The organism is Opitutales bacterium (assembly GCA_013215165.1).
Taxonomy (GTDB): domain Bacteria; phylum Verrucomicrobiota; class Verrucomicrobiia; order Opitutales; family JABSRG01; genus JABSRG01.
Map to the genome: position 1 here is coordinate 1 of JABSRG010000075.1, position 15,433 is coordinate 15,433.

General features: G+C 52.8%; 12 protein-coding genes and 1 pseudogene. 10 read left to right on the forward strand and 3 right to left on the reverse strand.

Features of this window, described 5'->3' with window-relative positions:
- The first annotated feature begins 104 nt into the window (after window positions 1–104).
- The 6 genes from HRU10_13615 (at window position 105) to glpQ (ending at window position 7,025) form a co-directional block, all read left to right on the forward strand.
- Window positions 105–1,946: an ABC transporter ATP-binding protein gene (locus tag HRU10_13615; GenBank protein ID NRA28268.1), complete on the forward strand. Its 1,842-nt coding sequence runs from the start codon at window positions 105–107 to the stop codon at window positions 1,944–1,946.
- Between the two features lie 14 nt (window positions 1,947–1,960).
- Window positions 1,961–3,799 (forward strand): ABC transporter ATP-binding protein, encoded by a 1,839-nt coding sequence (locus tag HRU10_13620; GenBank protein ID NRA28269.1) that lies wholly within the window; start codon window positions 1,961–1,963, stop codon window positions 3,797–3,799.
- A gap of 94 nt (window positions 3,800–3,893) precedes the next feature.
- Complete coding sequence (locus HRU10_13625) at window positions 3,894–4,598, forward strand: hypothetical protein (protein ID NRA28270.1); 705 nt, start codon at window positions 3,894–3,896, stop codon at window positions 4,596–4,598.
- A gap of 25 nt (window positions 4,599–4,623) precedes the next feature.
- The gene (locus HRU10_13630) at window positions 4,624–5,106 is read left to right on the forward strand and encodes an amidohydrolase family protein (GenBank protein NRA28271.1); all 483 of its coding nucleotides are present in this window, start codon (window positions 4,624–4,626) and stop codon (window positions 5,104–5,106) included.
- A gap of 29 nt (window positions 5,107–5,135) precedes the next feature.
- Entirely contained in the window at window positions 5,136–5,942 is an 807-nt protein-coding gene (locus HRU10_13635; GenBank protein ID NRA28272.1) for a hypothetical protein, read from the forward strand.
- A gap of 78 nt (window positions 5,943–6,020) precedes the next feature.
- The gene (gene glpQ / locus HRU10_13640; protein ID NRA28273.1) at window positions 6,021–7,025 is read left to right on the forward strand and encodes a glycerophosphodiester phosphodiesterase; all 1,005 of its coding nucleotides are present in this window, start codon (window positions 6,021–6,023) and stop codon (window positions 7,023–7,025) included.
- Window positions 7,026–7,243: 218 nt separating this feature from the next.
- On the opposite strand, the pseudogene HRU10_13645 reads toward glpQ, so the two are convergent.
- Window positions 7,244–7,772 (reverse strand): annotated as a pseudogene (locus tag HRU10_13645) (methylated-DNA--[protein]-cysteine S-methyltransferase).
- Window positions 7,773–7,873: 101 nt separating this feature from the next.
- Between HRU10_13645 and HRU10_13650 the strand changes: the two are divergent.
- Window positions 7,874–8,521, forward strand: a complete 648-nt coding sequence (locus tag HRU10_13650) for an acetyltransferase (GenBank protein ID NRA28274.1) — start codon at window positions 7,874–7,876, stop codon at window positions 8,519–8,521.
- 38 nt (window positions 8,522–8,559) lie between these two features.
- Here the strand turns inward: HRU10_13650 and HRU10_13655 are convergent, their stop codons facing one another.
- The gene (locus HRU10_13655) at window positions 8,560–9,279 is read right to left on the reverse strand and encodes a response regulator transcription factor (protein NRA28275.1); all 720 of its coding nucleotides are present in this window, start codon (window positions 9,277–9,279) and stop codon (window positions 8,560–8,562) included.
- A 117-nt stretch (window positions 9,280–9,396) separates the two neighbouring features.
- On the opposite strand from HRU10_13655, the gene phnN reads away from it, so the two are divergent.
- On the forward strand, window positions 9,397–9,963 hold the full coding sequence (gene phnN / locus HRU10_13660; protein NRA28276.1) for a phosphonate metabolism protein/1,5-bisphosphokinase (PRPP-forming) PhnN: 567 nt from the start codon (window positions 9,397–9,399) through the stop codon (window positions 9,961–9,963).
- 193 nt (window positions 9,964–10,156) lie between these two features.
- Entirely contained in the window at window positions 10,157–13,420 is a 3,264-nt protein-coding gene (locus HRU10_13665; GenBank protein ID NRA28277.1) for a TonB-dependent receptor, read from the forward strand.
- 200 nt (window positions 13,421–13,620) lie between these two features.
- Here HRU10_13665 and HRU10_13670 read toward each other — a convergent pair whose 3' ends face one another.
- A complete protein-coding gene (locus HRU10_13670) occupies window positions 13,621–14,721 on the reverse strand; it encodes a carbon-phosphorus lyase complex subunit PhnI (GenBank protein ID NRA28278.1) in 1,101 nt (366 codons plus the stop codon).
- Between the two features lie 143 nt (window positions 14,722–14,864).
- On the opposite strand from HRU10_13670, the gene HRU10_13675 reads away from it, so the two are divergent.
- Window positions 14,865–15,401, forward strand: a complete 537-nt coding sequence (locus tag HRU10_13675) for a response regulator transcription factor (GenBank protein NRA28279.1) — start codon at window positions 14,865–14,867, stop codon at window positions 15,399–15,401.
- The last annotated feature ends 32 nt before the right edge of the window (window positions 15,402–15,433 follow it).

A 15,433-nucleotide genomic window follows, 5' to 3' on the forward strand; every position in this document is an offset into this window, starting at 1 on the left:
CCTCCACAAATTAACCAGAAGACAAATCACCCAACAACGAATCAAAACTGACAACCGGAAATCAGGACTTCACATCCGAAGAAAAGGCGAATAATTGGAAAATCTTGCGGCGTTTGCTGGGTCTGTGTGCTGAGCAGAAGGGGCGTGTGCTGCGTATTCTTATTTTGCAGATGGTGCTGCTTGGGATGCAGTTGGTGGGGCTGTCTTTCATTGGGGCCGGAGTGGATTTTTTGAAGTTCACCTTTACTGAGGCCCAGGGCGTAGCCAACTGGCCTTTGGCATGGGTGCCGCCCTTGGAATGGAGCGTAGGCTCGGTGTTAGGCTTCGCTGTGGGAACGGCTTTGCTGGCGGCTTTATTGCGCTCGTGGTTGATGTGGTGGGCGACGCGCGATAGTGCGATTTTGATCCATCAGTTTGTTGTTCCAAAGATCCGCAGGCAGGTGTTTGAGAAGCTGCAGCAGTTGCATTTCGGCTACTTCGATACGCAGACTTCAGGTGGTCTGATAAACCGAGTGACAGGCGATATCACAGCGATTCGTTTGTTTGCGGAGACTATCATTATCGACACCGTTATCTTGATCCTGACGGTGGGGATTTACGTCACCTTTATGGTGCAGATTAGTCCGTTTCTTACCGTCGTCTGTCTGGCTACTTTACCGCTCATGGTGGTGTCATCACTGGTGTTTTCCAAGGTCATCCGTCCGCAGTATATGGAACGCAAGAAGGCGTTTGACCACATGGTTCTATTTTTTGCTGAAAGCGTGCGCGGGGTGCAGTCAATCTTTGGCTTTTCGCGTGAGAAAGAGATGCGCGAGCGGTTTCAGGAGCGCAATGATCGGGTAGTCGATCAGCAGAAAAAGATCTTCCTCTGTTTCAGTATTTTCCAGCCGGTTGTCCATCTCTTCACACACATCAACCTCATCGTGTTGTTGCTGGTGGGGGGCAAGATGGCGATCGACGGCCAGCTCGACGTGGGGGCAGGCCTGTTCGTTTTCGCGGTTCTTCTACAGCAGCTGCAAAATCAGGTGGGGACGCTCACGAATGTCGCCAATACGGTGCAGGATAGTTTCTCGGCTGCTGAGCGCGTCTTTGAGGTCTTGGATAAGCCTTCAGCGATCCAATCGGCGGACGATGCGGAACGCATGACTGGGCGTATTAAGGGAGCGGTTAGCTTAGAGCATGTCTCTTTTCGTTTCTCCGAACAGCGGAATACCCTCAAGGACGTATCTATCTCGGTCGAGCCGGGGCAGACTGTGGCGATTGTCGGAGAAACAGGCAGCGGTAAAACGGCTTTGTTGAGTCTACTGCCGCGGTTTTATGATCCGGATGCAGGAAGGATTTTGCTTGATGGTAAGGACCTGCGGGATCTCGATCTAGTGGAATTGAGGCAAGCGGTCGGCGTAGTCTTTCAAGAGCCTTTGCTCTTTAGTGACACGATCGCGGGCAACATAAAATTTGGTCATGAGGGGGCATCCGATGAGCAAATGGTGCACGCTTCGAAGCAGGCGGCGGCGCATGCCTTTATTGAGCAATTAGAGGACGGATATGAGACGATCGTGGAGGAAGGAGGCGTCAATCTGTCGGGGGGGCAGCGTCAACGCATTGCATTGGCGCGCGCGCTTGTGACGGACCCGAAGATTTTGGTGCTCGACGATCCGACGAGTGCGATCGACCCGGAGACTGAAGATGAGATCCTTTCGGCCATCAGCCGGGTAATTGAGTCGCGGACCACGTTTATCGTGGCTCACCGCATCAGTACGCTGAAGCGCGCGGATCAGATAATTGTTCTGCACAAAGGAGTGATTGTGGAGCAGGGGACGCACGCCTCGCTCATCGAGCAGGGTGGGGAATATGCTCGGGCTGCGGCGATCCAAATGATCGACCCTGAGAGCCGCGCTGCACTCAGCAAAATCGCACAACGTACTACCCTGGGAGGTGTCGGATGATCGGCGGCGGTGGGATGGCTTCGGCGACTGGGGTCGCGTCCGGTGGTGGTTCAAGCGAACGAAATGGCCGAGACCAGGATGAGCAGCTCGAGAGCCCGTTAGATTTTAAAATCCTGCGGCGTATCTTCAGCTACATGGGGCCCTACGCTGCGAAGCGTAATCTAGTGTTCCTGATGACGGCTTGCCGCGCCTTTCTGCGCCCGGCGAACGCGCTGCTGCTCGGATGGATTATCTCGGATTTTATCACGCATGGCGACTACAGGATGACTGTCTGGGGCACCTTGGGTTATGCAGTCTTGGCCCTGCTTACCGAATACACGCAACACCTAAGGCAGCGCCACGCTCTGGAAATGGGGGAGTTTGTCGTGAGGGATCTCAGGAAGGAACTCTATGAGCACCTCCAGATCCTGAATATGGACTTTTATAACAAGACCAAACTCGGGAGCATTTTGTCACGTGTCATCTCAGATATGGAGACGGTGCGCCGAGGCCTTCAAAACGTGTTTTTCTTCGGACTTTTGCTGTTGGGGATGATGTTTTGGTCTGGGATCGCCATGCTTTGGGTGAGCCCTCAGCTATTCTTACTTTTGGTGCTTATCGCGCCCGTGTTGGCATTTATTAATCGATTCTTCCACAAGCGAATCAGCAAATACTCACGCTTGGCGCAGCGGAGTCAGAGTCGCATTACTGGAAACGTCGCTGAGACGGTGAAGGGGATACAGGTGATTCAGAGCTACACTCAGGAGAATCGCAGCTACGAGGGGTTTAACAGGCTCGTCGCAGAGAATGCAGAGAATAATGTAAACCTAGGCTATCAAAATGCACTGTTCGTGCCTTTATTAGAATTTAATGGCCAGGCGTTCCTTGCGCTCCTTCTGGCTTTGGGGGGCTACGGTATCATTTCTGGTTGGGAGGGGATGCAGGTCGGGGACGTGTTGACCTTCTTTTTCTTGGCAAATTTCTTTTTCACTCCGATCCAAAATCTGGCGCGTATTTATACAGTTGCGGTGGTCTCGATGGCTGGTGCTGAGCGTTTGTTTGATATTTTAGACACCCAGCCGTCTTGGAAGCACGCGGATTCTTCGTCGCAGCTGGGCGTCGTAAGCGGGCATGTCAGTTTTCGGAATGTGAGTTTCGAATACGTAAAAGGCAGTCCGGTGCTATACGGTTTGAGCTTGGATATTCAGCCAGGCCAGACCGTTGCACTTGTGGGGCATACGGGAAGTGGCAAAAGCACCATCATTAACCTGGTTTCTAAATTCTACTTACCGACGGCAGGGTCGGTGCTGATCGATGGTAAAGACATCGGGCAGATGGATACCGCCTCGGTCAGGCAGCAGCTCGGAATCGTCTTACAAAATAATTTTCTTTTTAGCGGCACCGTTTACGAAAACATTCGTCTGGGTAAGCCCGGTGCGTCTGATGCAGACATTCGCGCAGCTGCCTCTAGTTTGGACTGTCTGGATTTATTAGAAAATATGCCGGATGGCCTGGAGACTGAGGTGGGCGAGCTGGGGAAAAGTGTCAGCCAAGGCCAGCGCCAGCTTATATGCTTCACGCGCGCGATGCTGGCCGATCCGCGTATTCTCATCCTCGATGAGGCCACGAGCGCTATTGATACAATCACCGAAAGCAGGCTCCAGATCGCTTTGGAAAAGCTTTTGAGTGGGCGGACGAGTATCGTGATCGCGCACAGGCTGAGCACCATCAGCAAGGCAGATGAGATTTTCGTGTTGAATCAAGGCCGATTGGCGGAGTCGGGATCACACCTTGAGTTGCTCGAAATGCATGGGCATTATTACGAATTATACCGGCAATTTGTCTCCTTATCAGATGCGGAGCCGGCTGCCTAGGCATCGCAGGCTGTTTTTTGCCTAGCTGGGAAGCATTGTTTCCGGGAAACGCCTTTATGCATTCTTAATAGCGAGGCGTTAGACACTTTGGGTGATGTGTGAACGATTTTTGATCAAAAATGCCGAGGTAGTCTTGCCCAACGAAATCCTCTCAGAGGCCTCGATTTATGTGGAAGCAGGAAAGATAAAAGAGATCTCACCTGCCCACAAATTCGATGAGCAGCCATGCGTGCTGGATGCGCAAGGCATGTATCTCATGCCCGGGCTTGTCGATATGCATACGGACGCCATCGAGAAGGAGATCGCACCGCGCCCGTCGGCAGACTTTCCCGCTGAGATGGCTCTTCAAGAGCTCGATCAAAAGATGCTCGCTTGTGGTATCACAACGGTGTTCCACAGCACCTATTTGGGGTATCACGATGTCAAACGTGGTATGGGAAATACCCGCTCACGTGAGGAGTTTTTTCGGATGGTGGTCGACTTCGCTAAACATCGGGCGCAGGCCAATACAAAACTCCATCTGCGCTTTGAGATTACTGGGGTCGAGACTGTGGATGTGCTCAAGCGGCTGATAGACGAACGTGTGATCGATCTATTGTCTTTTATGGACCACACTCCTGGGCAGGGCCAGTATAGCCGAGAGCGTTTCATAAAAGACGAGATAGAAAAAGGGCTGACTGAGGCGTGCGCGCTGAAGGAGTTTGAGTCTCGAAGACAGGTTCCCAAAGTCTCTCAGGCTGAACTGAAACAGATCGCCGCGCGCGCGGGCTCAAGGTATCTGCACCGCGTCCCACGATGATGATACTTTGGGCAAGGTGGCAAACATGCACGATCTGGGAGTCGCTATCAGCGAGTTTCCAATCACTTTAGAAGCGGCTAAACAGGCGAAGGCCCTGGGGATGCATGTGCTCGGTGGCTCGACAAATTTCCTTAGAGGCAGTTCCCTGACGGGCAATTTGTCGATGAGTGATGCGATCAATGCAGGGGTCTTGGACGGTTTTTGCTCGGACTACTATCCGCCGTCGATGCTGCATGCTGTATTTAAGCTCTGGCAAAGTGGGCTGCGGACTTTGCCTGAATCCGTTGCTATGGCTACGCTGAATCCGGCGCGTGCCGTCGGGATCGATCAAGGCACGGGTAGCATCGAGGCCGGAAAAGCGGCAGATTTGATTTTGGTGGAGCTAAATAATGGGCAGCCCAAGGTGCGCCATGCCTTCGTGGAAGGGAAGTGGGTGCACCACGCAGGCGATGCCTTTTCGCTGCTTTTTACACCTGAGGATTGCCTCGCAGGTTCGGGGTGTTGCTAAGAGCATTGAATAAGGGCAAACAGGACACAATGAGCGTTCAAGGGAACATGACCGATGAGCTAGATTATACTGAGTATGAAGCGCGGCAGCGGTTTGAGATAACGGAAGCGGGCATGCGCGCGCGGATGCCAAGCCTGGGGATCGGCGGACGGGCGCGATGGATCGATGGACGGTGGGAGCCCCAGCCTTACCCCGGGTATGCGTTTCAGGCCATGGTGAAGCCTTATCCTGAAAACAGTGCGGCATTCCTGCGTCTTGTTGAGATACGTGATGCTTTATGTGCCTCTCTAGGGAGTGGTGGTGATCCCGCTCTTTTTCCGCTGCCCGAGGATAGCTTTCATCAGACCGTGATCAGCACTTTTTCGGCGGGCCGTTTGGAGAAATATGTAACTCTTGCTGGGCTGACATCAGACTTTCCTGACCTGCTGGCACGGCATATCCCTGCGCCTCGACGATCTGAGTCCTTGCCTTCGGTGAAGATGAGGATGATCGGGGTGTCGCTCTTTCGCACTGCGATAGGCATACTGGGGACTTTCGATGAACAAGCCGATTTTCAGCGTGTTGTAGCGTTGAGGCATGCGGCCTACCAGAATGACGTGCTCAACAAGATCGGCCTTGAGCGGACGCGGCCATTCATCGGCCATGCGACTTTAGCGTATTTGGAGCGTCCCTTGGCAGAAGAAGAGAAAGCAGTCTTGATCGGCCGGATTCTGAAAATAAATCGAGCTGTCGAGGCAGAGCCCATGTTTATCTCCATGCCAGAGGCGCGTCTCCATCGTTACGATACCCTGGCGGAATTTTTTCCGGACCCGGCATATCCAGCCTTCAAAATTTAGGCGAGTGCTGTATCCGTTTTGTCCATGGGTGATGTCATGAGCTTCACAAAACATATGAATAAGCTGCCTTGTTCTAGTATGAGGATTTTACTCAAAACTTTGTTATGCATCTTCCTCCTTTTAGATCCGGCGATGATTTATGCGGAGAAAGATGAATTTTGGATTATTGCGCATCGGGGTGCTTCCGGGCACTTGCCTGAACACACGCTCATCGCTAAGGCCCTGGCCTACGGGATGGGAGCCCATGCGATCGAGCAAGACTTGGTGAGCTCAAAGGACGGCATCTTGTTTGTCCTACACGACATTCACATCGACACTACCACAGATGTGGTGGGAAAATTTCCGGGACGCGCTCGTGAGGATCGCCGCTACTATGCCATCGATTTTACCGCAGCGGAGCTGAAGCAGCTTAATGTGTTCGAGCGTTTCAGAGTGGATTCAGGGGCTCCAGTCTATCCTGAGCGTTTCAAGGAGCATCTAGAGGAGCTTCAGATCCCGACCTTTGCTGAAGAAATCCGCCTCATCCAGGAGTTGAATCGCACAACCGGTAAACGGATATGGATTTATCCGGAGATAAAGGCCCCCCGCTTTCATCGAGATAGCGGGATCGATATTTCGAAGCTTACGCTCGATACCTTATCCGCTCATGGGTTGCTTGGCGAAGACGCGCCTGTATTTCTCCAATGCTTCGATCAGGCCGAGACTCTACGGATCCGCAAAAAGCTCGGCTATCCGGGAAAACTGGTTCAGCTGATTGCGGAGAATAGCTGGAATGAATCTGGAACCGATTACGATCGGCTCAAGTCTCCCGGTGGCCTCGATAGCATGGCCCCGTTTATCGACGGAATTGGCCCATGGTATCCCCAATGCCTCAACGAGGATGGATCCCCATCGCTTTTGGTACAGCACGCGAAAAAATTGGGGCTCACTATTCATCCCTTTACCTTTCGCGCGGATCAATATCCCGAAGACACGTTCCCGTCTTTTGCTGCTTTCGTGATGCATTTCAAAACAGTCATCCAGGTAGATGGCATCTTTACAGATCATCCCTCCTTTGCGCTTGAGGCTCTTGCTGATCGGTAGGAGAGGGTATCGGTCAAAATGCCTCTGTAGAAGAGTGGGTCTAATTGAAACAGCGGGGACATGTTCCCGACTGCCTTTGTTGTAGTCGCCTCGCTCTGTCGAGGCGCAGGCCGTTGCTTCGATCTACACCAAAGGGGACGAGGCGACAGAGCGCCTCCGCTACAACCACTGAAGCCGAGGAGCGACAACTCGAAAAACTCCCGTCCTTGCAATTGCGCTCAGAAAAGTGGCATCTGTTCTGCGGCGTTAGACTCGAGGTCCAACAGTTTGCGTTTTACAGGAAGCCCTCCGGCATAGCCGCCGAGATTGCCATTGCTTTCGATAATGCGGTGGCAAGGAACGATGAGGCTCATTGAGTTTGCGCCGTTTGCGCTGGCTACGGCACGGACAGCCTTGATATTTCCCAATTCTTTGGCGAGGTCACCGTAAGAGCGCGTCTCGCCGTAGGGAATGCGTAAGAGAAGCTTCCCAGACTCGTTTTTGAAACTCGCTTCCTGCGAATTGGATGGGGACGTCGAATTGAGTGCGCGCGCGATTGAGGTATGCATCGACCTCAGTCTTGGTCTGTTCGATGAGATCGTTACTCGTTTCAATGTAGTCTGCGTCAAAGGCATTTTGGATACGCTTATCGACGCTGCTGCGCATACGCCGGTAGCGGTAATCCATCAGGCACAGTCTATCTTTGAAGGACCCGATCAACAGTTCTCCGATGCTCGTTTTGTAGTAATGAATCTCGATCTTGTGCATGAAAAATGGGGTAAGGTGCCAGGAAATACTTAGCTTGTTTAAAGACTGACTGCGCGCGATATCTTTATTGCTGCTTTAAAAACGAGCACTACCTTCTGCAGATGCTGCAACATATCGCATCTTTCGGGACACCCAAGAAATCTGCTCCGCTCAGTGAGCAGCCGCGCATTCACGAAAGCTGTCACATAAAGGATAGCTACCTGGGCGCATATACTGCGCTGGGCGCGCACTGCTCGATGAACGAAAGTTCGATGGATGACTACAGCTATTTCGCGGGAAACGTGAGTTGCGTCTGGAGCAAGATTGGAAAGCTGTGTTCGATCGCGGCCTACACGCGCATCAATCCAGGTAATCATCCAGTTTGGCGCGTGACTACCAGCCACTCCACTTATCGCCGGAAGCAATACAGATTTGCCGAGGAGGATGACCACGAGTTCTTCGCATGGCGTAAGAGCCATCCCTGTAACATCGGTCACGATGTCTGGATCGGGCATGGAGTGACGGTGCTGGCTGGGAAGTCCATTGGTATCGGAGCTTGTGTCGGGGCAGGCGCAGTCGTGAGCAAATACATTCCGCCCTATGCCATCGCTGTCGGCGTTCCCGCAAAGGTCATAAAATTTAGATTCGATGAGCCCACTCGTGAGCGTTTGATGGAGACGGCATATTGGGATTGGGATCATGACACGCTCAAAGAGCGTATGGCAGATCTTCTGGACCCCGCTGTGTTTTTGGAAAAATACGGGCGCTAGTCATGTCGGTGCTGTTCCAAATTCTGTGTCACGCTGCGTTAAGACGCCTTTACCGGTCTTAGAAAATAACCTACGCCTCTGGCTGTCCCGATGATCGAGCGCCAGTCTCCAAGTTGTTTGCGTATGGCGAGGATGTGGACGTCGATATTTCTGAAGGACGGGCCCTCGTGCGCCCCTTCGTATTCGGCGCTGAGATGACGTGCGAATTGTTCTCGACTGAAAATACGTCCCGGCGCTTTGGCCATGAGTTCAAGCAGGAGGTATTCTGAGTGAGTGAGGCGCATGGTGTGTCCATCGACTGTGCCGATACGTCTTTGCCGGTGGACGCTAAGCGGGCCGATGTGGATGGCTGAGTCGCGAGATTTGGGGTGGGTGTCGACAGCGGGCTTCCGCTTCAGCGGTGTCTTGGCCCGTAGGACAAGTTCACTCGAAGAGAAAGGTTTGCGGAGAAATTCGTCTGCCCCTCGCTGGTAGCAGTCGAGCACGGATTCCTCGCTATCTCTGGCAGATACGACCATGACGTGTGTGTGTGCGTAGGCTTGATCTCGCTTCACGATGTCGCATACGCGCCGGCCATCGATTCCTGGTAGCATCAAATCGAGAACGATGAGGTCGGGTTTAAATGCCTCTAGATGCCCTCGGATGCCGAGTCCGTTTCCATCGACCCTTACATCGAATTTTTCCCTGGTGAACGAAAAGGCCAATAGCTCGGAAATGTCTTCATCGTCTTCTATAATCAGGATGCGTTGTTGTGTCATGCTTATCAGCCTAGCACAGGTTGCTCTTGAGATTATAAGGGCTGTGTAACGATTGTCTTACGTATTGTGGAGGCCCCTCTTTATTTAAACTAAACAGGGGCCTGTATTATTGGCAGAATGTCATATCTCTACTATGTTATCGGGCCTTCTGGAGCGGGAAAAGACAGCATCCTCAACGCGGCTCGGAAGCGTCTGGAGAGCGGCGGGGATATCGCCTTTGCTCACAGGTATATCACCCGTCCGGCGGATGCCGGGGGCGAAAACCATGTCGCTCTGAGTATCGAAGCATTTCAGGCGCGAAAGAAACGCGGTCTGTTTTGTATGCATTGGGAGAGCCATGGACTGTGTTACGGCCTCGGCGTGGAGATCGAACGTTGGTTGGACGCCGGGCTGTCCGTCGTGATGAACGGCAGCCGAGGTTTCCTGCATCAGGCTACTGAGCGTTTTGAGGACGCCTTGATCCCTGTATCTATCGAGGTAGATGGCGCGATTCTACGCCAGCGTCTAAAACAGCGCGGCAGGGAAAATGGCGACGAGATCGAACAGCGGGTGCAGCGTGCAAGCGCTTTCAAAATCGAGCATCCACGCCTCGTTCGTATCGAGAATAACGGTCTGCTTGATGATGCTGTCGCCACGTTTTGTGAGCATATGATACATGAAAGTGGCCATGTTACAGTCAGCTGACAGGTGTCGCAAAAACGACTCCGCTGACACAGAGCTTTCGCGGATTGCTTAACCAACCACTAACAAAGCGACCATAGATTCGAAGCTCCTTTCCGCACCTATTCCGCGGCGGGAATCTATAACTACTGAATCTATGAAATCGAACCTTCTGCTCTCTATAACGAGGAAGCTTTGCGTAGTCGCCCTTGCGATTGTGTCTGCTACTTCAGCTTTTGCCCAGAGTACGGGCACCCTATCGGGTCGGGTGTTGAATACGACGACCGGCAAATACTTACAGTCTGTTTCCGTTGTGCTTCAAGGGACTGAACGCACGGCCTATTCAGATATTACCGGAGACTTCTCTTTCCGTGGGGTCCCTGTTGGCACCTACACACTGAGTGCGAGTTACCTTGGACTAGGGGTTGTTGAACAACAGGTCACCGTCAGCTCTGGACAAGTCACCAACACAACAATCGAATTTTCTGAAGATCTTTTGGAACTTGAGGCCTTTGAAGCCCAAGGGAGCCTTACCGGGACTGAGCGTGCGATCAATCAGCAGCGTGCTGCGTCGGGAGTGATGATGGTGATCTCCGATGAGCAATTTGGTCAAATGAACGATGGAAATATCGGCCTTGCGATTCAGAAGATGCCGGGCCTTTCCGTCGACACGGATGGTTTCTCCGAGGTGCCCCGTTACGTGAACATCCGTGGGGTAGACATCCAATACAACAACGTGCAGATGGATGGTAACCGCCTCCCATCTTCGGGCACAGGAGCTCCCGGCCGTATCGGTAGCGGGGGTGCTTATGGCGACACAGCTAACGGGGTCGCCCTCGACGATATTCCTGCCGATGCAGTCTCGAATGTAGAAGTCGTCAAAAGTCCCCTCCCGGAGCACGATGGGGATTCCCTCGGAGGCATCGTGAATTTAGTGACACGGTCCGCTTTCGAACGGGACGGCCGTGTGATCGCTTATAAAACTTGCCTGTCATACTCAGAGTTGAGAGGTTCCTATTCTCCCTACGGATCACTCACTTGGTCCGACGTATTTGGTGAAAACTCGAACTTCGGAGTGAGTGTTTCTCTCGGCTATTACAAAGGTGATGAAGGATTCGATAATACAGACTATGACTGGATTCCTATGTTTCACCGTTTCGACTTCGGAGATAACCAAGATCTGGTAAACAGCTATCTATCTGACCAACTCGCCGCGGCCGAAGAGGCGGAGGGCCAGGAAGTGCTCTTTTTCCACGAAGATACCGAGTTCAATAACTTCAACATCGAGCGTGATCGCTATTCTTTCGCAGCTTCATTTGACTGGCGCGTTGACGATCGCACGGAGCTCTACTTCAAGCCTGTCTACACTAAGGAAGAGCGCACGCACGATGACATCCGTCACCACTTGATCTTAGATAATGATCATGGCAACAGTGCCGACCCTTACGAGCAGTATGTCTCTCCCTTTGCAGCGAGCGATGCACGCTATAGTGCGGGGAACTATTTCCTCGTAGACGAAGATGCTCTTGATGGCGGAGAGATCGCAGCGGGCGATACTGTTGCTGCTGTGGGTGGAGGTACTGTGGTGTTTGATCCCGGCGCCCTAATTCGCCAAGGTGATGCCCCGGACCAGATCTCAACAATCCTTTCGATCAACGAAGATGGAGCGACCACATCCTGGAATCCTGATGGTTCCTCACGCGGGCGCACTGGCTACGAAGGCGAGTGGCAAGACCAAGACATCGAGTTTTACAGTCTGAACATCGGTGGAAAGACCGAGTTTGATTTCGGTGCTCTCTCTTATGATGCGTTCTTCTCACGCAGCAAAAAGCGCGTTGAAGAAAGCGATACAGAATTCCGCAGAAGTGGGTTTCAATATACCTATGATCGTTCCAGGGATAATTTTGAAATCCTCTGGAACAACCTCACGGATGCAGACCGCCAGGCCATCCCAACGCCCGGAACTGAAGATGAGTTTTTCCTTGGATTCTTCGAGTTGAATGATCGTGAGAATGAGGAAACCTACATCGGGTTGAGTTCAGATCTCGAAATCGATTTCCCAGATTCACTCCCTTTCGCGGGTCAGTTCAAAACAGGGTTTAAACTACAATTTGAAGAACGTGAGTTGGACTGGGATGAGCGTCAGTATCGCGCGACCAGCGCCTTCCCGTTTACTGATTTCCTGCGGGATAATCCCTACGACACGATCTTGGATAACGAAAATTTCCGTATTCCCTACACACCTGATGTCTTGGCGATGCGCCGCAATGCTAATAACGAAGACTACTTCACATTCCGCGATCCGCAGTCTTTAGAGGATAGCTTCGAGCAAGACTACGAAGCGAGCCGTGATACCTATGCCGCCTACGTTCAAGCAAAATTTGAAGTAGGCAAGCTGGAGATCATCGGTGGTGCCCGTGTCGAACATGTGGAGTTTGAATCATCCCAGTTTGTCCGTCCTGAGGGTGATTTCGACTACATCACTGAAATGGGTCGAGGAACGAGCGCCGATTTCGCCAATGAGTCTTCCATCCAATGGATCAATAACGATACCGGAGTGATTCAGACCCTCGGGAGAGACGCGACCTCCAGCAACAGCACCGAGTTTCTTCCTTCAGTGCACTTCAAATATGAGTTTGTCGACGGCTTGATCGGACGCGCTTCTTGGGGGAAAACCTATGGCCGTCCAAACTTCTCGGACCTAGTCGGTATCACCGATATCGATGATACTGATGACCCCATCGGCGTCTCTCGTGGAAACCCCGGTCTCCCCAATCTCACTTCGGAAAACTTCGATCTCTCGCTCGAGTATTACACCAAGAGCGGGGGGTATTTCGCTGTGGGATTCTTCTATAAAGAATTGGAGAACTTCTCCTACGAAGCGGTCCAAACCGGACAAGCCTCAGACTTTGGCTTAGACACGAGCCTTGGCCTTGATCCCGATGCCGACGTCGAAGTATCCACGGCAGAAGCCTCGCTGGGAGCGACTAACTTCGGGTTTGAATTTTCAGCCCAGCAAGACCTTTGGTTCATCCCCGAGGAGTGGGGGCGTTTTTCAGTCAATGCTAACGCCACCCTCACCGATTCTGATGCCAACTATCCAGGGCGCATCGAGAAACTGCCGACGCGTGGAGCTTCAAACACGCTGTATTATGTCGGCCTGAACTATAGTATTTGGAAAATCGACGCTGCGGTTTCCTACCGTTTTCGCTCTCAATACATCGAGGGGCTCGCATTTGTGGATCAGCAGGAGTCCAGCTCTGAAGGTGAATTTGCCTTCGTGGGTGATGACCAGTTCGACGATTCGGGAGAGGTCGATGCTTCGATTCAATTCCGACTGAACGAGAACTTCATCTTCTACGTGAATGGAACAAACCTCTTGAACGAGCAGCGTTTCTCAGTCCAAGGCTATCGTACCTACGGAGATGACGCTTACTGGAACGAGCGTCGAATTAACTTCGGCATCAAAGGCGAGTTCTAAGCCCGTCGCTCTTTTGTGTAGATCGTTGCATCTGGGAGAGGTGTTCTCCCGGTGAAATAGATTGAGGCCCAGCTTTCGAGCTGGGCCTTTTTTTATGTATCCGAGCCGCTCAGTCGGCTCGTTGGGTTTGGTATCGATTGTAACAACGGCCCGAACACGGCGACAGAGCGCCGTGGCTTTAACACAAGGTCTTGCCTTCGTTACTTCTTAGCTTTGCGTGCTGCGGAGCGGGTGATGGCTGCGTCGAGATCCCGTGCTTGCGCTGTGAAATCGACATGGCCGGGCATTAATAGACTGCGTACGGCTCCTGCTGCCTCGGTGGTGTCTGAGTGGTAGAGGATGTATTCTGGATCGTTCGGTGGTCGCGTTTCGTCTGGGGAGCGCATGGCATTTTCGAGTTTGCCCATGCAGATCGCTTTAGTCTCATTTTGACCGAAGCACAGGCCGTAACCGACCGAATAGTGCGGCGCCGCTTTCTTTCCGCCGCTATTACCACGGCCCACCATTTCGCATTCAGTGACGTGGATAGAACCAATACAGCGTGTTCGGCCTCGGGCATCCGTTACGGATACGCGCGGCCTGCCGTAACGCAGTTCGCCGATGGTGCCGTGGCCGCCCCCATAGCCCCGCTGGCTGGCGTAACCGAGAGCCATCAGGGCTCCGGTTTCAGCCCGGCTCATGGTTTGGAGGGCAGCGGCGCGTGACTGCGGGTAAGTAATGGGAGTGCGGCTAGCGTTGTAGACGGGGTCTTTGCCATCGCTTTCAGGGTCTTCCGGTTGCATCAAGCCCTGTTCGCGCATGACATCGATTACGCGGCGAAATGAATATATTTCGGCTTCGTCTGCGGCCTCCATGCCGGCCAGCAGCGCGGTCCGTAGATCCTCGGCAGAGGCCTCGTCTTCGTAGGCCAAATCGCATTCTAGGAGCCGTTGGGTGTAGTCTCTTGTGGGTCCGAGCACCTGTCCACCTGGGATCTCTCGAAAAGATGAGGAGATGCGCCGTTCCATCAGCATGTGGGTTGTGTCAATCACCGCGCTCGTGTACTTTATTTGCAGCTGAATACGGTGGGCTCTGAGGATCTCGGCAGCCTCAATGGCGTCGCCTTCGGTCTGCTTCAACGCGATCGCAGCAAGCTCGGGAGCATAGAGGCCAGATTCGCTGAGGACGCGATCCACCAGGAGGCGTAGCTGTCCCAATATCTGCTCAATCTCAATGGGTTGGGTTTGTTCGCGAAGCCGATAAAACTCCGCAAGTTGTGCTGCGTTATCCAGAGTGTCTTGAAGCGCGTAGGCAGATTCCATGGGCGCAGGTTCACTCGGGATTGTTAAGTGCTCATAAAAGCGCATCCAGAATTTCGCATTTGCCCCAGTTTTGAAACAATTGGCGTCAAGATGTTACCATCGAGATATTGTATTCTCTATCGGGATTGAAAACCTGGAGTGCTATGGCCGGGCCGATCGAAATTGTGATCATCGAAGACGAGGTAGATATTCTAGCACCGCTCCAATACTGCTTCGAGGCAGAAGGCTTTGTCGTGCATACAGCTGAGGACGGGATTCAGGGACTGAACCTAGTGCGTCAACGCGTCCCTAGCCTCATCATCCTCGACCTCATGTTACCACGCATGGATGGGCTGAGCGTCTGCGAAGAGGTGCGCAGTACTTTCAAGACGCGGGACATACCCGTCATCATGCTCACTGCCCAGGACAGCCAAGGGCAAGTCATCAACGGTTTGAGTCGTGGGGCCGACGACTACGTGACCAAGCCATTCTCCATGCGAGAGCTCGTGGCTCGCTCTCGTGCGGTGTTGAAGCGTGGAACCTTTGCCGATGCGGACGCAGTGCCCTTACAAATCGGTGCGCTTCTGTTGTCTAAGGAAGAACAGACGGCGGTGATTCGTGGAAAGGATGTCCACCTGACTCCGACTGAGTTTAAATTGCACAGCCATCCCATAAGGCCTGATGGCGGAGATCAGGGGTGAGTATTGATCGGCTGTAGCGGTTGATCGTGTCT